Source organism: Pseudomonas laurentiana (assembly GCF_014648275.1).
In the GTDB taxonomy this organism is placed as follows: domain Bacteria; phylum Pseudomonadota; class Gammaproteobacteria; order Pseudomonadales; family Pseudomonadaceae; genus Aquipseudomonas; species Aquipseudomonas laurentiana.
In genome coordinates this window covers 54,482-73,775 of the sequence record NZ_BMQU01000003.1, presented here as the reverse complement: position 1 = coordinate 73,775, position 19,294 = coordinate 54,482, and the positions used below count along the sequence as shown (strand labels likewise).

Below are 19,294 nucleotides of genomic sequence, written 5' to 3'. Positions count from 1 at the left end.
TCGCTGACGCAACACCCCAGCCTGTCGCCAGTAGCGAGGTCGGGACTCAGATTTCCTCGATGCCCTTCTCGCGAGGGGCATCAGGGAAATCAACAGGAGGTACACGAGACGATAGATGAATCGCGCAAGTCTGCTTAAAGCGGGCAGGTAGCGATAGCTTTATCGCCGCTATATGGAGAGGAAACCTTCATGGTCCAGCCTGGGCCGAACGCCATTTTATTTTTGGCGAGCATCCCTTTCACAGCTGGGCACAGTGTTCTTGCCTGCGCTGCAGTCGCATCCAATGAGATATCAACCCGGCTACCCCAGCCGGATACCTCGCAAGGCTGAGTGAGTTGGCCAGTGCTGTCCAGCATCTTGCACAACGTAAAAGCATTGCTTACTGACTGCTCCGATTCATCGCCCGCACTTGCTGCTGCCGAGTAGATGCCGAACATAGAAACAGCAATCAGGCATCTGCTCACCGCTTTTTTAATCATCACTTCCATGCACTCCGTAGCTTTGACAGTGGTTTCAACACCGCGAGGCTACCAGTAGCGAAAGGCCATGCCAACGCTCCACTCGAATTTCACCGATTGGCCTTGGTGACAGGGCCAGACGGGAAATCACCCAACCAGAGGAAACACCATGTTCGGCAAATTTTTTGGCAAGAAAGTAGGCAACGCTCAGGCCGAGATGAAGAAGGTCGTCAACCGTGACCTGATGCAGGCCATTGTGGGTGGCGGCCTGCTGATCGCCGCAGCTGATGGCGAGATCGAAGCCGCCGAAGTCGCCAAGCTCGACGAGCTGATCCGCGCAAACCCAAACTTGACGCACTTCGGCAGCGAAATTACCGACACCATCAACCGCTTCACCGCGCAACTCAATGCCAACTTCCAAGTCGGCCGCCTGGCGATCAAACGCGAGCTGGCCGACGTGAAGAACGTCCAAGCTGATGCCGAGGAAGCCTTTGTGAACATGATCGCCATCACTCAGGCCGACGGCGAGATCGAACAGGCAGAGCTGGTCGTCCTGAAGGAAATCGGCCTGCACTTCGGTCTGCGCCCTCAAGACTACGGCATCGAAGTATGAAGGCGTCGCGGGCGGCATTGATCGTCAGCGTCGGAGTACTGGCTTTGTTCATGACGGCCATGTCACTGGTCAACTGGACCGGCTGCGCCTGGTACGGCTACCAAACAGATCGCACAACCCGCTATGCGTTTGGCGTCGGCTGCATGGTGAAGATGCCAACAGGCTGGACACCGCGACACGAGATGCGCACCGAGCAATAGAGCATCACTTCTGCCCATTCACTGAGTGGGCAGCGGGATGACAACCAAGGAGAAGGACCATGTTGATACTCACCCGCCGTATTGGCGAAACCATCCGCATCAATGACGACATCAGCGTGACCGTGCTGAGCGTCCATGGCCAGCAGGTGAAGCTGGGAATCGCGGCGCCGGCAGACGTTGCCGTGCATCGCGAAGAGATCTACGAACGCATCCAGGCTGAGAAGCGCAGCCCAGAAGCCGCCTGACTCAGCCAAAGAACAACCAGCGCCACGTCAGCCTGACGTTAACTGCCCGATCACCTGGTTCCCCATCACCAGGCTGCATCGGACTTGGTTCGGATGAGTTGCCAGCAAACAGCGGGGTGGCCACCTCGACGCGGATTAGCCGGTCGATTGCCCAGCCTTCACGATCCAAGTCCGATGCAGCCGCCATCGGCTAGCCCTTCCCCGCCCGGTCGACGGGCATCAAAACCTAGAGGAAACCAACATGCATCCAGCCATGCAGGAGCGCGTGAAGGGCGTGGCCGCCTTTCATTTGCGCGAACGACTCACGCCATCTGACCTTTGCGCAATGATGGATCAGCCTGATCCGGTAGAGCTTGTGCGCTATCAAGTGGTTTCCGGTAAGAAGATCTGGAGTGTGATTGAGCGCTCAACTGGTAAGCCCATCGGCCAATGTCCTCGCTACCAAGTAGCGATGTACTTCGCGCAAGCCATGGAGACTGCTGCAGACCAGAAACTGGTGCCGCGGCAATGATCGGCGAACCTATCCCAGATCCGCGCCTCCAGGTACTTGAGCAGCTGAACGCGAGCATCGACAAGTTCTTCGCCGCTGGAGGCCAGGCCACCGAAGTGGAAGGCTTCCGAAACACTCCCCTGCCTGCACGATCCACGACGGTCGATCCCGAAACAATCCTAAAGCGTCGGCGGCGCCGGCCAAGCACCGCAGAGCGCGCAGTCCTGCGAAGGCTCGCGGAGGATCTATGAGCAAACGCAAGCCGCACAACATGCGAGCCAGGATCGAGCGTGCCTGTCGGGCGCTGTTGGGCACCAACCATGTAGCCGTGGTGAACATCGACCCCAGCGGCCAGCAGTGCCTGGTCAACTGGAAGAGCTGCAGCCGCATCCGGAGTCGCCAGATCGTCGACGCGGTGTGCGACATCCCGCATCGCTGGACCATCTACCTGAGCGTGATGTGCCAGAAGGCCAATGGCGAGCAGTACTGCAAATCCGTCGAAGTCGCGCCCCATGGCAACTACCTGGCCTCGCATCTCACCGACGTGATCGAAGTCACCTACACGGACCTACGCGCCCAGTGCAACCCGCAGCATATCGTGGCAGCCGGGTGGATCGCGATTCCGGCAGACCTGACGCTTGAAGAGGCCCAGGCCGCCGCAGTGTTTGAAGCCGTCGGCGCCTGGAGACAGGAGAAGGCCGCAGCGTGAAGCGAATTTCAAACCGCGTCCGGCATGGCCGGCGCCAGCAGCATATCGACCTACCACCCAGCGGCATCCTGCCCACGGAGACGAAATCATGCCAACCCCAACCGATACAGCCGAGTTCCTCGAAGAGCTTAACGGCGGCGCTTTCGCCAGCCAGATCGGCCACGCTCTTTCCGAAGTCGCTGCGGGCGTCGTCGATCACGGCAAAGCCGGGAAGCTGACCATCACTCTCGACTTCAGCCAGATCGGTGAGTCGAGCCAGGTCAAGATCAAGCACAAGCTCGACTACAAGGTGCCAACCAAGCGCGGCACCCGCAGCGAGAACACCAGCCTCGATACACCAATGCACGTCGGCGTCGGCGGCAAGCTTTCCCTGTTCCCCGAAAAGCACGACCAGCTGTTCAGCCGTGAACAAGCGCCTGTAATTCCCCGCAACTAACCTCATCGCTCGCAAGGAAAACACGAATGTCTCTCAGCAAAGAAGCAGTCCAGCTCATCACCGATAACGCCTTGGCCGCAGCTGGCAAAGTCCTGCCGACCAACACCCCTGCTGTTCTGGTTCCTGACAGCGCCACAGTTGTCGACCTGGAGCGCTACCAGCTCGGCCGTAGCCGCTTCCGTGGCACCTACTCCACCCATTCGCTGGCTGACTTCAGCGGGTACGTCGTGGAGCGCGCAGCGCCTGACGCCAAAGGCTTCATCGACCAGGACGCCATGAGCTGCGTTGTGCTCTTCAACATCGGCACCCCGCTGAACCCAGGACACGCCGATGATCGAGCCGTGCTGCGCCTGAAGGCCTCGGCAGCGTTCGCCGCTGTACAGGCGGTGGGCGGCCAAGCCATGAACCAGAAGGCCATGAGCGACTGGATTGAAGACTGGCACCAGCACCTGGTAGCCACAGCCGAAGATGGCACCGGCATGTCGATCGCCAAGGCAATCGCTGCAGTGCGCACCATCACCGTGAAAGCCTCGTCGGAAAGCGATCACGCAGTTGGCGAGACCCGCGCCAGCCGCAGCACCATGGACCAGATCGAAGCCAGTAGCAAAGAGACCCTGCCGGCTTGGCTGGACTTCAAGGTCATCCCGTTTGAGGGCCTGGGCGAACAGGTGATTCGACTGCGCGTTTCGGTCATCACCAGCGGCACTCAGCCGGTGCTGAAGCTGCGCTGGATCGGCGAAGAAGCCCAGCGCGAAGAGATCGCCCAAGAATTTAAGGCGGTGCTCGATGAAAAAGTAGGGGCGGCCGCTTCGCTTTCCCTTGGCACTTTCGACGCGAAGTGACCACCACAAGGTAGCCCTCATCGTCAGGGCTACCCATCTAAAGATTCATCGGATCAGCTTTTCCTTTAAGAACTGTTCAATTTTTGAAAGTCTTTTTTTCATGTCCTGAGTGAATGCGTCACCCTCTTCAGAAAAATCGTCCATCAGCGCGTCTCTTTTGCTTAGGAGGATTTCGCTATGCGCCTTCTTGGAATCATCCGGCGAACTTGGATCTTGAGCAATCAAGTGCGACCGCAGGAAAATACTTATCTCGGTCTCCAGTCGCATCAAGTGGATTAGATAGTCTTTCAGTTCTTCCCCCCATACCACCTCCGCCTCAAGCGAGTATGTAAGCAGGCGAACTCTGATTGGCTCAGCCCTACTGAACCGGCGCTGGTAAGCACGACACTCTCCTCTAAAACTCTCGAGTTTTGGATCCTCTACGGCCTTTTCCCCGGCCTCAGGCGAAGCTTCATAGGACATTATTACCGGGCTTCGGATTGCCTTTATGGCTTCGCGATACTCGTATGCGGACACCAAAATTTTTCTGGCAAGGTCATGATCCGCTGTATCGCGCATTTGGCTCTTCCAGGCATTTACGCTCAGAACTGCGACTACAACCGCCGTAACAGTGGCGATAGCTGCAATTATTTCAAAAAAGTCATGAATATTTTCCACCTTGTAGAAACTATCGCCTGCTGGAGCTAGCCCCAAAATTACTCCCGCTCCAAACAGCAAAACGCACCCAAGCCAAACTATCCAATCAATTTTCATCAGCAGCTCTCCAATCACAACGCGAATTATGCCGGCGATATGTCCTGCGAAGCGAATGGCGCGTGCGCCACCCGAAAAAGACCTCCCGACCTCAACGAATCACGCCACCCCGGCGAGGGCGGCGCATGCACGCAAGGACCACACAATGGCCGAACACAACATCGTCAGCATGAGCGGCGGTAAAGACAGCACGGCCACCCTACTGTTCGCCCGCGAGCTGGAGGTGCCGAACCTAAGCGCCGTCTTTGCAGACACCGGGCACGAACACCCAGCCACCTATGACTACGTGCATTACCTGGCCGACGCCACGGGCATAGATATCCGCTGGGTAAAAGCCGACTTTGCACGGCAGATCGCCGGCAAGCGCAAGTTCATTGAAACGAAGTGGCGCGAGAAGGGAGTGCCCGAAGCAGTGGTGCTGGCCGCCCTGGGGGTGTTGCACCCCACCGGCAACCCTTTCCTCGATATGTGCCTCTGGAAAGGCCGATTTCCCAGCACCAAAGCACGCTTCTGCACTGATGAGCTGAAGCGCAACCCGATCATCGAGGACGTGTTTCTGCCGTTGATGACTGGCGAGAACCTGGTGTTGTCTTGGCAGGGTGTGCGAGCTGATGAGTCGCTGAGCAGGCGATACCTGCCCGAGTGCGACGAAGTCGGCGGCGGCCTGTTCAACTACCGGCCCATCCTCAAGTGGCCCGTCGATGCAGTGTTCGAAGCGCACCGGGCCGCGGGAATCAAGCCCAACCCGCTCTATCTGCAGGGCTGCAATCGCGTCGGATGCATGCCCTGCATCATGTGCGCGAAGGATGAGTTGCGCCAAATCGCCACCAGGTGGCCTGAGGAGGTTTCTCGGGTGCGCGAGTGGGAGCGACTGGTCAGCATCGCCAGCAAGCGCGGCGCAGCCACGTTCTTCGCCACCGTCACCGACCCTACCGTCAGATCAGACGACAAGGTCAGCGCCGAAACCCACGGCATAGACCGCATGGTGGACTGGGCCAACACAAGTCGCGGCGGGCGCCAGTTCGACATGATCAACCTGATCGCTCGCACCGATAGCCAAAACAGCTGCTCTTCGGCCTACGGCCTCTGCGAATAACCCTCTCCATTTCAACCTTCACGCCACCGCGGCGAGGAACGCCTATGTCTGCATTTCAGAAAAAGCCCGCCTTCGACTTCAAAACCCAGTACGGACTGGGCCTCAATCCGCAAGATGATGAGATCGTGGTCGACTTCTTCTGCGGTGGTGGCGGCGCCGGTACCGGGCTGGAGATGGGTCTTGGTCGGCCTGTTACCGTGGCCAAGAACCACAACCCGGCAGCGATCAGCATGCACACCGCCAACCACCCGCACGCCAAGCACTTCACCACCGACGTGTTCGAGGGTGATCCTGACGAAGAATGCGGCGGTCGTGCTGTGGGCTGGTTCCACATGAGCCCGGACTGCACACACCACAGCCAGGCCGCTGGCGGCCAGCCCCGCAAGCGCGAGATCCGCAACCTTTCATGGATCGGCCTGAAGTGGGCAGGCAAGAAGAAGCCCCGGGTGATCAGCCTGGAGAACGTGAAGCAGATCCTGCAATGGGGTCCGCTGATGGCGAAGCGCGACAAGGCAACCGGTAGAGTGATGAAGCTGGATGGCAGCATTGCTGCACCAGGTGAGCGCGTGCCGGTCCAGCAGCAGTTCTTGGTGCCAGACCCTAAGCGTCGGGGCATTACCTGGCGCCGGTTTGTCACTCTTCTGGAGGGAATGGGCTACGTAGTCGAGTGGCAGATCATTAAGGCCTGCGACTTCGGCGCTCCAACCAGCCGGGAACGGCTGTTCATGATCGCTCGCTGCGATGGCCAGCCCATCGTCTGGCCGGAGCCCACCCACGCCAAGAAGCCCGCCAAGGGCCAGCAGAAGTGGCGTACCGCAGCCGACTGCATCGACTGGACGGTACCGAGCAAGAGCATCTTCGGCCGCAAGAAAGACTTGGCACCAGCCACCCTACGTCGTGTCGCCAAGGGGCTGAAGAAGTTCGTCATCGACAACCCGCAGCCATTCATTGTGCCGATTGCGAACTGGTCTGGTGAGCTTGCTCAGTCTGCTCAGGAGCCGTTGCGCACCATCACGTCATGGCCGCGGGGCGGAAGCTTTGCCATGGCTAGCCCGGTAATGGCGCCAGCCACACATCAGGCGAGCGACAAAGTCACGGCCTTAATGGCCCAGATGAATGGCGGCTTCAACACCACCGACGCCAAGGGCATCGACGAGCCAATGACCACGGTGACCAACACTGGCAGCCAGCAACAGCTAGTGACGGCAAACTTGGTTCACTTGCGCGGCAACTGTGATGCGAGGGACGCGACAGACCCGCTGCATACCATCAGTGCTGGCGGTACCCATCATGGATTGATGACGGCCTTCATGGAGCGGCAGTTTGGCGCGAGTGTTGGCCAGGCACTGGATGAGCCGGCCCCAACCATCACCGCTGGAGGCGGCGGCAAGAGTTCACTGGTGGAGCTGAAACTGTCGCCTGAGCAGGAAGCTGGAGCGCTGCGCGTGGCCGCATTTCTGATCAGCTACTACGGCACTGAGAACACCAGTGCGGCCAATCAACCGGCACCAACAGTTACCACCAAGGACCGGCTCGGCCTAGTGACCGTGCATGTCAGAGGCACGCCATACGTAATCGTCGACATCTGCCTGCGGATGCTACAGCCGCATGAGCTCTACCGAGCTCAGGGTTTCCCGGCCGACTACATCATCGACAAAGGCGCCGACGGCAAGCCATTCACGAAGACCGAGCAGGTGCATATGTGCGGCAACAGCGTCAGCCCACCGCCTATGGCTGCGCTAGCCAGGGCCAACGATCCTTGGAGGATCAGCCAATTCCAAGCTAACGCCGCATAGCAGTTCCTTCGCAGGATGCCGCCTGATTCACTTGTTGTATCGATAGGCTCTGTCAGCCTCTTCTCTCCGATATCCCGCCCATTTCATGTAGCAGTCTTCGGTCAGCTCCACTGACATTAGATTGTTTTCCAAACAGTAGTGCAGCGTCTGCACGCCGAGTGAGTGCTCAGATTGTGAGCCGTAAGTAAACACTCGCTCTCGGCCATCGGCGAATCGAAACACGATGGCGTATTTCTCCTCAGTAATGCTGTCAATCTCCGCGACGTGCTGGAGATTGATAACGCTGTTCCAGAACATCAGAAGCGTTTGACCCGGTTGATTCGGGCGCTGAGTCTTTACATCTACAGCTTTAACCATTCGATTTAGACCTCATGTCTTACGTGCCTTCAAATTGAACCGGGTCGGTATGCCTACCCGGCCCTCCCACGCTACCGAAATTAATAGCCCATTGCCACTACACCGAGGTATCCCCATGCCCACAGAAAAACCCAGCGACACAGAGAATTGGGTGTCGTGTGACGACGGCATTCACCTTATCCAGATCAACGAGAACTACAGCCACTACGGCTGGGTGTTCCGCAAGATCGAGGGCGGCTGGCCCTACTCAGTGCGCAAGGCGACCGAACATGAAATGGCGCACGCCAAGGCCCGCCAGCATCTCCGCGCCGGTGCGGCACAGGTCACAGCTCAGTACCAGCCAGCCGAGCAGCACCAGGGCGAGCCGGTTGCCGTGCTGTACGCAAATGGTTCCGTGCTGACCAAGGCAGACTGCGGCGATTCCTTCGAGATCTGCTGCAAGGTTGAAACCCCGCTCTACACCCACGCCGATGCTGGCGAGCTGGAGCTTGCTCGCAAGATGCTGCGTAGTGTTCAGCGGCGCGAGGAAAAGTGGGCGCTCCTCTGCGAAGGGCGCAACAACCAGATCGCCACCCTGCGCGCCCAGCTGGCCGAGCAGGAACACTCAGCGCGAGAGCTGCTGCGAATCATCGGCATGAGCGTGCAGGGTTCTGCTGCATACAATCGAGCGGTAGTTGCTTTCCATGACTCCCTGAACGCCGACACAGAGCCAAATTGACCAAAGAGTACATTTGTACTCCACCCCGCCTTAACCCCTCCCCCCTCTATTGAACAGCCGCGATATGGCGGCAAGGACGAAGTCATGTCTGAAGAAATGAAGCTGATTCAACGTGTAGCCGTCGAGCGCGATCAGGACGGCTGGTGGAGCCACCCCGATGAGCCGGACTTCGACGAGGATCTGGCCGCGTTCAAAGCCTGGCTCGTGCAGCAGGGTCTGGAGCTGAAGCAGTGGCACATGGAAGCGGACATCTCCGATCACCACCCCTACGACGACGGCGCGTGCCATTGCCTCGGGTGGGAGCCAGAATCTCCAGGCCCCGAGTGGTTCCTGCTCGGGATCTTCGACACCGAAGATGGCCCGTGCGTGAGCTGGGCGCGCCGAAAAGCAGAGGAAGCCTGGTCGGTGAGTGGCGACGACGGGACATGGGATTATCCGAGCCTTGCCGAACTGCTCCGGGACAACTATGGCAGCGCGGAAGACCACACAAGCTTCGGCGAGGGACTTGGTAGCGGCCTCAAGGTAGGCGACATCGTGCACACCGGCATCGTCTGCAAAGCAGACCCTGTCGGGTTCCTGCCTGATGCCGAAGAGTTGCTCGACCACATGTTTGAAGAAGCCGCCGGAAGCGATGCGGGCGAATGGGTCGACAACTACCCGGACGTCGACGACGAGGCGAAAGCTGCTCTTGAGCAGGCACTGGAGCCACTGAAGGCCTGGGCCCGCAAGTTCTGCCAGCCGAACTTCTTCACCATCGAGAAAATGGCCCAGCACACCGTAACCGAGGAAGACGTGCGCCTGGCCAAGGCCAGCGGGGCGCTACTATGACCCGCCTAACCCTCTGCCTCCTGCTGCTGGCCACCGGCGCCAGCGCAACCGAGAACGTCATCGATGTGCAGCACGACAGTCAGCGTGGCGTCACCTGCTACCTGCTGAATGGGGTCGGCATCAGCTGCATCCCCGACAGCCAGCTCCAGGCCGGAAGCGAGCGCCAGCTCTCCCCGCACGAACAAGACATCCCTACCCCTACACAGGCGCCAGCGCGCTGGAATGAAGAGAGGTATTCGCTGTGAGTAAGCCCGCCCGGAAAGACGTGCTCGACGAGATGACCAAGGATGACCTGCTGGACTGGATCAGGTCCCAACATTTCTTCCTCAAGCCGAAGAAAAGCGAAGTTCTGTACCTGCGCTGGAAGCGGCAGTCGGCGGAAGTGCTGGCAGAGATGGAGAAGGAGAATCGGGCGCTCGACCACCTCGATTTCGGTGAGCGCGACCGTCTGGCCAGGAAGTTCAACGAATCGACTTGCCACCATGAGCGGCTACGGCTCATTGAGAAGATCGAGCCGTACAGCAAGGCCATGTCGGAACACTTGAAGCGTTCAGAGGCGATCAACCGCAAACAGAAGCGAGTGGACGCCCTGTACGACCAGATTGACGTGGAGCGCCGAAAGGAGGATCGAGCATGATCGCCCTCACCTATATGGCCTACCTGATTTGGAAGGGGCCAAGGCAATGACAGAAATCAACCTTCACCATGGCGACTGCCTGGAGGTAATGAAGTCGATACCCAGCACCAGCGTTGACCTGGTGCTGGCCGACCTGCCCTACGGCACGACACAGTGCGCCTGGGATGTGATCATTCCTTTCGCGCCGCTGTGGGAGCAGTACTTGAGGATCGCAAAGCCGGAAGCGGCCATTGTGCTTTGCGCTGCTCAGCCGTTCGCATCGATGGTCGTTGCCAGCAACCCAGCCGACTACCGCTACGAATGGATCTGGGAGAAAGGGAACGCCACCGGCTTCCTAAACGCCAAGAAGCAGCCGCTGCGAGCCCACGAAAGTGCCCAGGTCTTCTACCGACGACAACCGACATACAACCCGCAGATGACCAGCGGACACGAACGCAGGACGGCGAAGCGCAAGACGGTCAACTCGGAGTGCTACGGCAAAGCCCTGTCGCTCACCGAGTACGATTCAACCGATCGGTACCCACGATCAGTGCAGTTCTTCTCAAGCGATAAGCAGTCCGGCAGCTTTCACCCAACCCAGAAGCCCGTCGGATGGATGCGCTTTCTGATCTCCACCTACACCAACTCAGGCCAGGTGGTTCTCGACAACACCATGGGCAGCGGCACCACTGGCGTGGCCTGCATCCAGCTCGGTCGTCGCTTTATCGGAATCGAACAGGACGAAGCGCACTTCGGTACCGCAAAACAGCGGATAGCCGAAGCCATCTCCATTCGCGATACCCCCGCACCGCAGATCGATCTGTTCGAAGCCCGCGCCTAACCCCTCCCCCTACAACAACTCAAGCCTGCCGGTAGGCGGGCGAGGATGAGTCATGCCCAATTTTCTGACCCGCCTGTTTCGCCGAAAGGCAAAGCCGCAGCGCCCGGCGCCCTCTGCACCACCATCAACCGGTTACGCCGCTGGCCGCAGCACGGCTGCCGGAAGACCAGGCCCGATGCTTGACCCGCTCACCCCCCTGAGTCCGTTCAGTCCGCTGAACCCGGTCAACCAGATCGACAGTTACGAACCACCCCACTCCCATAGCAGCTGCTCAAGCCACAGCTCTGGCGGACATGACAGCGGCAGCAGCTACTCGCCGAGCGACAGCTGTAGCTCATCCAGTTCGAGCGATAGCAGCTCAAGCTCCAGCACCGACTACTAACCCTCCCCACCTCTGCCGCCATGCGCGGCGTGGAGCCTATCCCATGGAAACCGAAATCCTTTCGGACACAGAACTGGCCGAACTGACCGGCTACAAGGCCAGGGGCTGGCAGCGCCGCTGGCTCAATGAGCGTCACTGGCACTTTGTCGAGAGCCGCGGCGGTCGCCCCCTGGTGGGTCGACAGTACGCCCGCATGAAGCTGGGCGTCACGGTAGGCGTCCTGCCTGTTACACCTCCACCCTTGCCGACCACGGCATGGACACCTGACTTTTCCCGAGTGAAATGAAATGCGCCCAAGAAGTACCGAGAATCGCGACCTGCCGCCGGGAGTTTACCGGCGCAAGCGCACCAGGAAGAACGGCAAGGTATGGGTCGGGTACTACTACCGCGACCCGGTTGGCAAGGAGATTCCCCTCGGTACCGACCTGGCCCAGGCCAAACTCAAATGGGCCGAGCTGGAGGCGAAAGCCGTGCCGGCCGAGCTCACAACCATGAAGGGGATCTTCGACCAGTACGAGCGGCACATCCTGCCCAAGAAAGCGCCCCGGACTCAGAAGGACAACATCTACGAACTGAAGCAGCTGCGAACGGTGTTCGACTCGGCGCCAATCGATGCCATCACGCCAGCCATGATCGCGCAGTACCGAGATAGTCGATCTGCGAAGACCCGAGCCAACCGCGAGATTGCGCTGCTGTCGCACGTATTCAACACGGCCCGGGAATGGGGCCTGACGACGCAGCAGAATCCATGCTTGGGGGTAAGGAAGAACAAAGAGAAGCCGCGCGATTACTATGCCAACGAGGCGGTATGGCGAGCGGTGTATGAGGAGGCCCCGGCGGAGCTGAAGGATGCGATGGACCTGGCATACCTGACCGGCCAGAGACCGGCGGATGTGCTGTCCATGCGGAAGGACGATGTGGAAGGGATCTACCTGCTGGTCAGCCAAGGCAAGACGGGCAAGCGACTGAGGATCATCTTGGAAGTGGATGGGGTGAACAACAGCCTTGGTACGCTGCTGGAGCGAATTAAGCTCAGGAACCGAGACCACCTGTCACCGTTCTTCATCCTGAGCGCCAACGGCAAGCGGCTGTCCTGGGAGATGCTGCGCAACCGGTGGCAGGAGGCGCGGGAGTCGGCCCGATTGAAGGCCATCAGTGAGAAGCAGCCCGAGCTGGCCAACCGGATCGTGCAGTTCCAGTTTCGCGATATCAGGCCCAAGGCGGCCTCGGAGATCACAGATTTGGGCGATGCCAGCTTGCTTCTGGGGCACTCGAAGGAAGGCATTACCGAGCGCGTTTACCGCCGGGTTGGCGCCATCGCCAAGCCTTCGAAGTAGGAAAGTTTCGGAACTCCACCCTCAAAGTTTCGGAACTCTTGGCTTTCCGCACCACAACGAAAAAGCCCCGCAGACGTTAATCTGCGGGGCTTTCAAATATGGAGGCCGAGGTCGGAATCGAACCGGCGTAGACGGATTTGCAATCCGGAGCATAACCACTTTGCTACTCGGCCTCAAATGTCTGAAGCGGTTACCGCTGCTTCAAACTTGCTTCAACTCTTTGTTATCTAAAGAGTTTTTGCTGACTCCCTGTGGAGTGAGCGGGATTATGTACTCGTTTTTTGACCTTGGCAACCCCCTGTTCAACTTTTTTCTTCTAAGTGGGCGCTTCGCCTTACAAAGCCGGCGTTGGCAATCGGCAGGCCTGCAGCGCAGACCCTTACACGTCAACCAGGCACCTCAAGGCTGTCGTTTGCACAGGCTGCAGAGGCTGCCGGCCCAGCCGGTGACAAGCACACTGTATTTCGCCCGGAAGCCTTGGCGTCATAGAGGGCCACATCGGCCTTGGCAATCAGCTTCGCCGTGCTGTCCCCTGCCTCGGGTATGCCGCACCACAAGCCAGCACTGAAGCGCACCGGGATACTCTGCCCATCGACCGCTGCCGGTGTGTGCGCCAATGACACGCGCAGCGCATCGAGCACGGCCAGCGCGCCCGCGGTGTCGGTTGAAGGCAGCAGCACGAGGAATTCTTCGCCGCCGTAACGGCCAATGATGTCCAAGTGACGCAAACGCCGGCTCAAGTGACGCGCACAGTGGACCAGCACCGAATCCCCGGCCAGGTGGCCGTAAGCATCATTGATCTGCTTGAAGTGGTCGATGTCGATTAACGCCACCGCCAGACTAGTCCGAGCCAGATGCGCATGCTCCAGCTCGTCCGAAAAACGCTCCAGGATCGCCCGGCGATTGAGCATGCCGGTCAACACATCGCGATGGGCCATGTGCTGCAGTTTCGACTCACTGCGCTCCTTGGAAAGCAATACCAGGCCCAGTGAGTACATCATGACCGTCGCGGTGCCGATACTCACAGAGATGGTTTGTGTCAGGTTGCTGACGTTGTATTGCATCTCGGTCGCGCCGCCAAGCAGGATCGCAACCACGCGCATCCCCAGGCCGATCAGGCTGATGCTCCCGCCAATAATCAGCAAGACCTGCGCCCGTCCTCCAGGCTCGCTGTACCGGTAGGCCAGCCGAACGATCAACAGGCACTGCAGGATAAGCACCAGCGACGCGGCCAACATGCGCAGTTCCAGGGTCTCGATCAACAGCGCCATCAATACCGACATGAGCAGTGGCAGGCTGAAAACCGGCAGCCAAGGCACCGTCAGGTCACGAATCCGGTAGATGCTGATCGCGTAGTAACCCAGCGCTATCGACAGCAAGGTGTTGGCAGCGCCGTAGGTGAGCCACAGCGGCGCATGCCCGTAGAGGGTGTAACAGACATAGGCAGCCGCATGCGCAAGCAAGCCAACCCCCGTGGTCAATACACCGTCACGCTGGTTGTACTGGGCTACGAGAATCAGGCAGAACGCCATGATCGTCGCCACGAGGGCAACGGAAGCAAACAACGTGGGTGTATGCGCGACCATGGCAGTTCACTGCGTCCTTGAGGGGGGATACCGCATAATCGCCAAATCTTGCGCTTACCCAGTCGTGCTGGCAAGCCTAGCGAACGCCGCACGATTCAAGGCCGCAGGCTTGTACACGACACCCTATGGCTGGCTTCCCGCAGGAACCGAGGGGTTACCCGGCCCGGCAATGGCTCCTGCCAGGCGGTTGACCAGCACAGCCAATGGCTCGACACCCTGGTCTTCACCACGCCACGTCCGCACAGCAACGGTCGCCTCTGCCCTCTCCTTCTCGCCGACGATAATCAGATAGGGCACTTTCTGCAGGGTATGTTCGCGGATCTTGTAGCCAATTTTTTCGTTGCGCAGGTCGACTGCGGCACGCACGCCAGCCTGCTTCAGTGTGGCAGCCACCTGATGGGCATAATCCGACTGGCCCTCGCTGATGTTCAAGACCACCACCTGCTGCGGTGCCAGCCATACGGGAAATGCACCGCTGTAGTGTTCAATCAGAATGCCGATGAAACGCTCCAGAGAACCGAACAACGCCCGATGCAGCATGACCGGGCGCTGACGCTCGCCACTTTCGTCGATGTAGTGGATATCGAATCGCTCGGGGAGGTTCAGGTCAACCTGCAGCGTGCCGCATTGCCAATCACGGCCAATGGCATCGCGCAGCACGAATTCCAGTTTCGGACCGTAGAACGCCCCCTCACCGGGGTTCAGCGAATAGTCGATCTGCATCCGCTCCAGCGCGCCGGTCAACGCGCCTTCAAGCACATCCCATGTAGCATCACAGCCAATACGATTGACTGGCCGCGTCGACAACTTGACCGCCACTTCGCTGAAACCGAAGTCACGGTAGATGTCGAACACCAGGGCGATGGTGCTGGCACACTCCTCCTGCATCTGCGTCGGGGTGCAGAAGATGTGCGCATCATCCTGGGTGAAATGGCGCACCCGAAGCAAACCATGCAAGGCACCGGAAGGCTCGTATCGATGTACCTTGCCGAACTCCGCCATGCGCAACGGCAAGTCGCGGTAGCTTTTCAAGCCCCGGGCATACAGCGATACCGCTCCGGGGCAGTTCATCGGTTTGAGGGCAAACACCCGCTCGTCTTCAGTGGTCGTGGTGAACATGTTGTCGCGGTAATTGAACCAATGCCCGGAGGTCTCCCAAAGGCCGCGGTCCATCACGTCGGGCGTGTTGACCTCGACATAGCCCGCCGCGTCCTGGCGCTTGCGCATGTAGCCCAACAGGCTCTGAAACAGGCTCCAGCCCTTGGGGTGCCAGAACACCGAGCCAGGCGCGGCGTCGTCGAAATGGAACAGTTCCAGTTGCGCACCCAGCTTGCGGTGATCGCGCTTGCCGGCCTCCTCCTGGCGAGTCTGGTAAGCCTTGAGGTCCTTGGCGGTCGCCCAACACGTGCCGTAAATCCGCTGCAGTGAGGCATTGCGTGCATCCCCCTTCCAATAGGAACCCGCCACCTTGGTCAAGGTGAATGCACCGGTTTTTCCGGTAGACGGCACATGTGGGCCACGGCACAGGTCTTCGAAATCACCCTGGCGATACAGGCTGACCACGTCGCCTTGTGGAATCTCGGCGATCAGTTGGGCCTTGTACTGCTCGCCTGCGGCAGTGAACAGCGCCAGCGCTTGCTCACGCGACAGCTCGCGACGCAGCACCGGCAGGTCTTGCGCCGCCAGGTCCAGCATCCTCACCTCGATAATCGACAGGTCCTCCGGGGTGAAGGCACGCTCATGGGCGAAGTCATAGAAGAAGCCGTCCTCGGTCACGGGGCCTACGGTCACCTGTGCCGTGGGGAACAACTGCTTCACCGCCATGGCCAGCAAGTGCGCGCAGGAATGACGAAGGATGCTCAGGCCGTCAGTATCGCGTGCAGTCACCAGGCTCAGGCTGGCGTCCCGATCCAGCACAAACGTGCTGTCCACCAAACGCCCGTCCACCCTGCCCGCCAGGGTCGCCTTGGCTAAACCGGGGCCAATGTCGGCAGCCACGGCGGCAACACAAACAGGCGAGTCGTAGCATCGAACAGCCCCATCAGGCAGGGTAACGCGGATCATCGGTAACTCCTCAGGCATAGAATCAGTCAGCCCCTATCAAGGGGAACTAGCGGCGGGTGAAGGACAGCGGCAGGCCTTGGCAATCGTCGAATAATGTCCCCCGGTGCCAGGCCAACTGCCCTGATACCAAGGTGGTGGCGACGCGATGACGAAAGGCGCGCCCGCTGAACGGCGTCCACTGGCAATGCGCGTACAACGGGTCGAGGTCGACTGCGCGGGGGTGTGCGAGACGCTCGATCAGCACCAGGTCCGCCCAGTAGCCCTCCCGCAAGAAACCCCGCTCTGAAATCGCGAACAACTCAGCGACGGCATGGCTGGTCTTCTCGACCACGCGGGTCAGCGGCAGAAGACCTTGCTCAACCAGCTCCAACAACGCTGGCAACGCGTGCTGCACCAACGGCAGGCCAGACGGCGCCTGGCTGTAAGGCAGGCTCTTTTCTTCCAGGGTGTGCGGGGCATGGTCGGTGCCGATCACGTCCAGGCGGTTGCCCAGCACGGCCTGACGCAAGGCATCGCGGTCTGCCTGGGACTTGATCGCCGGGTTGCACTTGATCCGGTTGCCCAGCACCGGATAGTCACGATCATCGAACACCAGGTGATGCACACAGACTTCGGCGCTGATGCGCTTTTCCGCCAGCAGCTTGTCCTCAAACAGTGCCAGCTCACGGGCACTGCTCAAATGCAGGACGTGCAGCCGCGTGCCAAAACGCCGTGCCAACTCCACCGCCAGGCTCGATGAGCGAAAGCAGGCCTCGGCATTGCGAATCTGCGGGTGCATCGCCGGGCTGATCCGGTCGCCGTGGCGCGCGCGAAAACGCGCTTCGTTGGCACGAATAGAGGGGGTGTGCTCGCAATGGGCCAACAACACGGTCGGCACGCAGGCAAACAGCCGCTCCAGCAGCAATGGGTCATCGACCAGCATGTCGCCGGTAGACGCGCCCATGAACACCTTCACGCCGGCTACTTCGCGCGGGTCAAGACGCGCGACCGTCTCAAGGTTGTCCTTGCTGACGCCAAAGTGAAAGCCGTAGTTGGCCAGCGAACTGCGCGCAGCCCGGGACTTCTTGTCGGCCAGCGCGCTCAGGTCGAGCGTTGCCGGATGGGTGTTGGGCATGTCCATGAAGCTGGTAATGCCACCCGCCACGGCGGCCCGTGACTCGCTGGCAATACTGGCCTTGTGTGGTGCACCAGGCTCACGAAAATGCACTTGGTCGTCGATCATCCCGGGCAACAGCCATTGCCCGGCCGCGTCGATTTCCACGCTGGCGTTGCGCCCTTCAATACTGCTGGCGATCTTTTCGATACGGCCATGGGCAACCAGCAGGTCAGCGTCGACGATACGCCCTTCATTGACCAAGCGAGCATTACGGATCAGCACACTGCTCACGGCTGATCTCCCGGCGCACCCTGTACTTCGATCTGCTGATCGAGAATCGCATTGTAGAAACAGCTTGGGCGCCCGGTATGGCAGGCGGGCCCGTGTTGCTCCACCTGCAGCAGGATGGCATCGCCATCGCAATCCAGGCGCGCTGCGATCAATTGCTGAACATGCCCGGACGTATCGCCCTTGCGCCACAACTGACGCCGACGGCGTGACCAGTAGCAGACACGCCCGGTTGCCAGGGTCTCCTCCAGGGCCGCGCGATTCATCCACGCCAGCATCAACACCTGGCCCGTGTCGTGTTGCTGTGCAATGGCCGCAATCAAGCCCTGCTCATTCCACGCAATGGCATCGAGCGCCTGTGAAAGGGGGTAACGAAAGCCCGCCGGGGCTTGCTCCAAAGCGAGAAAGGGCATGCTGAAGCACCTGAATCTGGAAAAGCGTAATGTTACCTTATAACATTAACTTTCCAAGTGCCTTTATAGCGCATCACTGCGTATGGTGACTGTCTAGCCCATGCGCAAGTGCTGGAGGTTCGGTTCACTGGTCTCTCTTGAGCATCGTCTGAATCTGCTGCACCGACTCCTGAGTACGCTTGGCCAGGTTACGGACCTCATCTGCCACCACAGAAAAACCGCGCCCCTGCTCCCCCGCACGGGCGGCTTCAATGGCCGCGTTCAGTGCCAGCAGGTTGGTCTGCTCGGCGATCCCCTTGATCGCACCTGCCACCTTGGCAATTTCCCCGTAGGTGCTCCTCATCGTATCTTGCTCGCGGGTACGCAGCGCTTCAGCGGCCTTCTCGTCGCTGATGTCGCGTACCGCACCGACGACCCTGAGCAACACCCCTTGAGCATCGCGCAGGCAACAACCACGCTCGCGGTACCAGGTTTCGCCACGGGTTTTATGACGCATGCGGTATTCAACGGTGTAGGAAGACTGCGTCGAGTTCTTGGCCGTGCAGTCACCAAACACCTGCATGACATTTTTCAGATCCTGCGGCTGGGCAACTGTAAAAAAACTGTCCCAACCGTCTGCGAACTCCCCTGGGCCATAGCCGATAAGCTGACGGAACTGGTCAGACCAGCGGATCACGTTCTTCGGATGATCCGCATCACCGTTCACGACCGTGAGGTCCCAACACCCTTCTGTCAGCGCCTGCCTGGTCAGTGCCCAGGCTTGCTCATCTTCTAGCTGACGGTTTTGCACCGCGACCATTGCCGCGCGCTCTTCACGGTAACGCGACAACTCGGCCTCAAGCCCACGACGTTGCTGCTCGACATCGGCCAATTGCCCGAGCAAGCGCTGATAGTCCTCGGCGCTGCAGGGTGCAGCAGGCAGCATGGCAGCCTGACGCTGCGACTGCAGGTGAGCGTGCCATTGCTCGCTCAACTGTTGAAAGGTTGCGAGCAACTCAGGTTGGCGCTTCAACCCCGAGAGCTGATTGATATCGGTCTGCTGTTCGACCAACAGGCAATTCATCACCCGGGTAAGGTCGACGGCCAGCGCGGTTGCGGAATGTCTGAACCACATGGCGACTTCTCCTGAC

General features: G+C 59.7%; 24 protein-coding genes, 1 tRNA gene and 1 pseudogene. 17 read left to right on the top strand and 9 right to left on the bottom strand.

Translation table 11 applies throughout. From position 1 onward, the window contains the following. Window positions 1-134 precede the first annotated feature (134 nt). Window positions 135-488: a hypothetical protein gene (locus IE038_RS04035; RefSeq protein ID WP_163938908.1), complete on the bottom strand. Its 354-nt coding sequence runs from the start codon at window positions 486-488 to the stop codon at window positions 135-137. A gap of 139 nt (window positions 489-627) precedes the next feature. On the opposite strand from IE038_RS04035, the gene IE038_RS04030 reads away from it, so the two are divergent. The 7 genes from IE038_RS04030 to IE038_RS04000 all read left to right on the top strand — a co-directional run bounded on the left by IE038_RS04030 (window position 628) and on the right by IE038_RS04000 (window position 3,993). Further along, a complete protein-coding gene (locus IE038_RS04030; RefSeq protein ID WP_163938910.1) occupies window positions 628-1,071 on the top strand; it encodes a tellurite resistance TerB family protein in 444 nt (147 codons plus the stop codon). Continuing rightward, on the top strand, window positions 1,068-1,271 hold the full coding sequence (locus tag IE038_RS04025; RefSeq protein ID WP_163938912.1) for a hypothetical protein: 204 nt from the start codon (window positions 1,068-1,070) through the stop codon (window positions 1,269-1,271). The genes IE038_RS04030 and IE038_RS04025 overlap by 4 nt, the downstream gene beginning before the upstream one ends. Before the next feature lie 59 nt (window positions 1,272-1,330). Beyond that, on the top strand, window positions 1,331-1,516 hold the full coding sequence (gene csrA, locus IE038_RS04020; RefSeq protein ID WP_163938914.1) for a carbon storage regulator CsrA: 186 nt from the start codon (window positions 1,331-1,333) through the stop codon (window positions 1,514-1,516). Between the two features lie 241 nt (window positions 1,517-1,757). Continuing rightward, window positions 1,758-2,027 carry a hypothetical protein gene (locus tag IE038_RS04015; RefSeq protein ID WP_189395184.1) on the top strand — a complete coding sequence of 90 codons (270 nt, stop codon included), beginning with the start codon at window positions 1,758-1,760 and terminating at the stop codon, window positions 2,025-2,027. Window positions 2,028-2,253: 226 nt separating this feature from the next. Beyond that, a complete protein-coding gene (locus IE038_RS04010) occupies window positions 2,254-2,715 on the top strand; it encodes a hypothetical protein (RefSeq protein ID WP_163938916.1) in 462 nt (153 codons plus the stop codon). Between the two features lie 88 nt (window positions 2,716-2,803). After that, window positions 2,804-3,151, top strand: a complete 348-nt coding sequence (locus IE038_RS04005; protein WP_163938918.1) for a YfdP family phage-associated protein — start codon at window positions 2,804-2,806, stop codon at window positions 3,149-3,151. Between the two features lie 26 nt (window positions 3,152-3,177). After that, entirely contained in the window at window positions 3,178-3,993 is an 816-nt protein-coding gene (locus IE038_RS04000; RefSeq protein WP_163938920.1) for a DUF2303 family protein, read from the top strand. 45 nt (window positions 3,994-4,038) lie between these two features. Here IE038_RS04000 and IE038_RS03995 read toward each other — a convergent pair whose 3' ends face one another. Then, the gene (locus IE038_RS03995) at window positions 4,039-4,746 is read right to left on the bottom strand and encodes a hypothetical protein (RefSeq protein WP_163938922.1); all 708 of its coding nucleotides are present in this window, start codon (window positions 4,744-4,746) and stop codon (window positions 4,039-4,041) included. 145 nt (window positions 4,747-4,891) lie between these two features. Between IE038_RS03995 and IE038_RS03990 the strand changes: the two genes are divergently transcribed. Both IE038_RS03990 and IE038_RS03985 read left to right on the top strand, forming a co-directional pair. After that, on the top strand, window positions 4,892-5,842 hold the full coding sequence (locus IE038_RS03990) for a phosphoadenosine phosphosulfate reductase domain-containing protein (protein ID WP_163938938.1): 951 nt from the start codon (window positions 4,892-4,894) through the stop codon (window positions 5,840-5,842). Between the two features lie 44 nt (window positions 5,843-5,886). Beyond that, window positions 5,887-7,638: a DNA cytosine methyltransferase gene (locus tag IE038_RS03985; RefSeq protein WP_163938924.1), complete on the top strand. Its 1,752-nt coding sequence runs from the start codon at window positions 5,887-5,889 to the stop codon at window positions 7,636-7,638. A gap of 27 nt (window positions 7,639-7,665) precedes the next feature. Here the strand turns inward: IE038_RS03985 and IE038_RS03980 are convergent, their stop codons facing one another. Continuing rightward, window positions 7,666-7,995, bottom strand: a complete 330-nt coding sequence (locus IE038_RS03980; protein ID WP_163938926.1) for a hypothetical protein — start codon at window positions 7,993-7,995, stop codon at window positions 7,666-7,668. Between the two features lie 115 nt (window positions 7,996-8,110). Between IE038_RS03980 and IE038_RS03975 the strand changes: the two genes are divergently transcribed. The 8 genes from IE038_RS03975 (at window position 8,111) to IE038_RS03940 (ending at window position 12,717) form a co-directional block, all read left to right on the top strand. Further along, on the top strand, window positions 8,111-8,713 hold the full coding sequence (locus IE038_RS03975) for a hypothetical protein (protein ID WP_189395183.1): 603 nt from the start codon (window positions 8,111-8,113) through the stop codon (window positions 8,711-8,713). Window positions 8,714-8,797: 84 nt separating this feature from the next. Then, the gene (locus tag IE038_RS24405; protein WP_229775615.1) at window positions 8,798-9,541 is read left to right on the top strand and encodes a hypothetical protein; all 744 of its coding nucleotides are present in this window, start codon (window positions 8,798-8,800) and stop codon (window positions 9,539-9,541) included. After that, window positions 9,538-9,786 (top strand): hypothetical protein, encoded by a 249-nt coding sequence (locus tag IE038_RS03965; protein ID WP_163938930.1) that lies wholly within the window; start codon window positions 9,538-9,540, stop codon window positions 9,784-9,786. Before IE038_RS24405 ends, IE038_RS03965 begins: the two co-directional genes overlap by 4 nt. Next, window positions 9,783-10,178, top strand: coding sequence for a hypothetical protein (locus IE038_RS03960; RefSeq protein WP_229775614.1), 396 nt, complete (start codon window positions 9,783-9,785; stop codon window positions 10,176-10,178). Before IE038_RS03965 ends, IE038_RS03960 begins: the two co-directional genes overlap by 4 nt. Window positions 10,179-10,224: 46 nt before the next feature. After that, complete coding sequence (locus IE038_RS03955) at window positions 10,225-10,998, top strand: DNA-methyltransferase (protein ID WP_163938932.1); 774 nt, start codon at window positions 10,225-10,227, stop codon at window positions 10,996-10,998. 52 nt (window positions 10,999-11,050) lie between these two features. After that, window positions 11,051-11,380 (top strand): hypothetical protein, encoded by a 330-nt coding sequence (locus IE038_RS03950; protein ID WP_163938934.1) that lies wholly within the window; start codon window positions 11,051-11,053, stop codon window positions 11,378-11,380. 43 nt (window positions 11,381-11,423) lie between these two features. Beyond that, a complete protein-coding gene (locus IE038_RS03945) occupies window positions 11,424-11,666 on the top strand; it encodes a DUF4224 domain-containing protein (protein ID WP_099774367.1) in 243 nt (80 codons plus the stop codon). A 1-nt stretch (window position 11,667) separates the two neighbouring features. Continuing rightward, window positions 11,668-12,717, top strand: a complete 1,050-nt coding sequence (locus IE038_RS03940) for a tyrosine-type recombinase/integrase (RefSeq protein WP_163938936.1) — start codon at window positions 11,668-11,670, stop codon at window positions 12,715-12,717. A 99-nt stretch (window positions 12,718-12,816) separates the two neighbouring features. On the opposite strand, the gene IE038_RS03935 is transcribed toward IE038_RS03940, so the two are convergent. The 6 genes and pseudogenes from IE038_RS03935 to IE038_RS24695 all read right to left on the bottom strand — a co-directional run. Next, window positions 12,817-12,890: transfer RNA gene (locus tag IE038_RS03935), tRNA-Cys, on the bottom strand. A 213-nt stretch (window positions 12,891-13,103) separates the two neighbouring features. Beyond that, window positions 13,104-14,303, bottom strand: coding sequence for a GGDEF domain-containing protein (locus IE038_RS03930; protein ID WP_189395182.1), 1,200 nt, complete (start codon window positions 14,301-14,303; stop codon window positions 13,104-13,106). Between the two features lie 123 nt (window positions 14,304-14,426). Further along, window positions 14,427-16,367 carry a threonine--tRNA ligase gene (gene thrS, locus IE038_RS03925; RefSeq protein WP_189395181.1) on the bottom strand — a complete coding sequence of 647 codons (1,941 nt, stop codon included), beginning with the start codon at window positions 16,365-16,367 and terminating at the stop codon, window positions 14,427-14,429. A gap of 46 nt (window positions 16,368-16,413) precedes the next feature. Further along, window positions 16,414-17,754: a dihydroorotase gene (locus tag IE038_RS03920; RefSeq protein ID WP_189395180.1), complete on the bottom strand. Its 1,341-nt coding sequence runs from the start codon at window positions 17,752-17,754 to the stop codon at window positions 16,414-16,416. Further along, window positions 17,751-18,164 carry a phosphoribosyl-AMP cyclohydrolase gene (hisI, locus tag IE038_RS03915; RefSeq protein ID WP_189395179.1) on the bottom strand — a complete coding sequence of 138 codons (414 nt, stop codon included), beginning with the start codon at window positions 18,162-18,164 and terminating at the stop codon, window positions 17,751-17,753. The genes IE038_RS03920 and hisI overlap by 4 nt, the downstream gene beginning before the upstream one ends. A gap of 127 nt (window positions 18,165-18,291) precedes the next feature. Beyond that, a pseudogene (locus tag IE038_RS24695) lies at window positions 18,292-18,963 on the bottom strand (methyl-accepting chemotaxis protein); the annotation flags it as partial. Between the last annotated feature and the right edge of the window lie 331 nt (window positions 18,964-19,294).

Excerpts from the sequence above, each read along its gene's own strand:
- csrA (WP_163938914.1), top strand. The coding sequence starts at position 1,331 with ATGTTGATACTCACCCGCCGTATTGGCGAAACCATCCGCATCAATGAC.
- IE038_RS24405 (WP_229775615.1), top strand. The coding sequence starts at position 8,798 with ATGTCTGAAGAAATGAAGCTGATTCAACGTGTAGCCGTCGAGCGCGAT.
- hisI (WP_189395179.1), bottom strand. The coding sequence starts at position 18,164 with ATGCCCTTTCTCGCTTTGGAGCAAGCCCCGGCGGGCTTTCGTTACCCC.
- IE038_RS03955 (WP_163938932.1), top strand. The coding sequence starts at position 10,225 with ATGACAGAAATCAACCTTCACCATGGCGACTGCCTGGAGGTAATGAAG.
- IE038_RS04000 (WP_163938920.1), top strand. The coding sequence starts at position 3,178 with ATGTCTCTCAGCAAAGAAGCAGTCCAGCTCATCACCGATAACGCCTTG.
- IE038_RS03945 (WP_099774367.1), top strand. The coding sequence starts at position 11,424 with ATGGAAACCGAAATCCTTTCGGACACAGAACTGGCCGAACTGACCGGC.
- IE038_RS03930 (WP_189395182.1), bottom strand. The coding sequence starts at position 14,303 with ATGGTCGCGCATACACCCACGTTGTTTGCTTCCGTTGCCCTCGTGGCG.
- IE038_RS03995 (WP_163938922.1), bottom strand. The coding sequence starts at position 4,746 with ATGAAAATTGATTGGATAGTTTGGCTTGGGTGCGTTTTGCTGTTTGGA.
- IE038_RS03980 (WP_163938926.1), bottom strand. The coding sequence starts at position 7,995 with ATGGTTAAAGCTGTAGATGTAAAGACTCAGCGCCCGAATCAACCGGGT.
- IE038_RS03950 (WP_163938934.1), top strand. The coding sequence starts at position 11,051 with ATGCCCAATTTTCTGACCCGCCTGTTTCGCCGAAAGGCAAAGCCGCAG.
- IE038_RS03985 (WP_163938924.1), top strand. The coding sequence starts at position 5,887 with ATGTCTGCATTTCAGAAAAAGCCCGCCTTCGACTTCAAAACCCAGTAC.
- IE038_RS03975 (WP_189395183.1), top strand. The coding sequence starts at position 8,111 with ATGCCCACAGAAAAACCCAGCGACACAGAGAATTGGGTGTCGTGTGAC.
- IE038_RS04015 (WP_189395184.1), top strand. The coding sequence starts at position 1,758 with ATGCATCCAGCCATGCAGGAGCGCGTGAAGGGCGTGGCCGCCTTTCAT.
- IE038_RS04030 (WP_163938910.1), top strand. The coding sequence starts at position 628 with ATGTTCGGCAAATTTTTTGGCAAGAAAGTAGGCAACGCTCAGGCCGAG.
- IE038_RS04025 (WP_163938912.1), top strand. The coding sequence starts at position 1,068 with ATGAAGGCGTCGCGGGCGGCATTGATCGTCAGCGTCGGAGTACTGGCT.
- IE038_RS04035 (WP_163938908.1), bottom strand. The coding sequence starts at position 488 with ATGGAAGTGATGATTAAAAAAGCGGTGAGCAGATGCCTGATTGCTGTT.
- IE038_RS04010 (WP_163938916.1), top strand. The coding sequence starts at position 2,254 with ATGAGCAAACGCAAGCCGCACAACATGCGAGCCAGGATCGAGCGTGCC.
- IE038_RS04005 (WP_163938918.1), top strand. The coding sequence starts at position 2,804 with ATGCCAACCCCAACCGATACAGCCGAGTTCCTCGAAGAGCTTAACGGC.
- IE038_RS03940 (WP_163938936.1), top strand. The coding sequence starts at position 11,668 with ATGCGCCCAAGAAGTACCGAGAATCGCGACCTGCCGCCGGGAGTTTAC.
- IE038_RS03965 (WP_163938930.1), top strand. The coding sequence starts at position 9,538 with ATGACCCGCCTAACCCTCTGCCTCCTGCTGCTGGCCACCGGCGCCAGC.
- thrS (WP_189395181.1), bottom strand. The coding sequence starts at position 16,367 with ATGATCCGCGTTACCCTGCCTGATGGGGCTGTTCGATGCTACGACTCG.
- IE038_RS03990 (WP_163938938.1), top strand. The coding sequence starts at position 4,892 with ATGGCCGAACACAACATCGTCAGCATGAGCGGCGGTAAAGACAGCACG.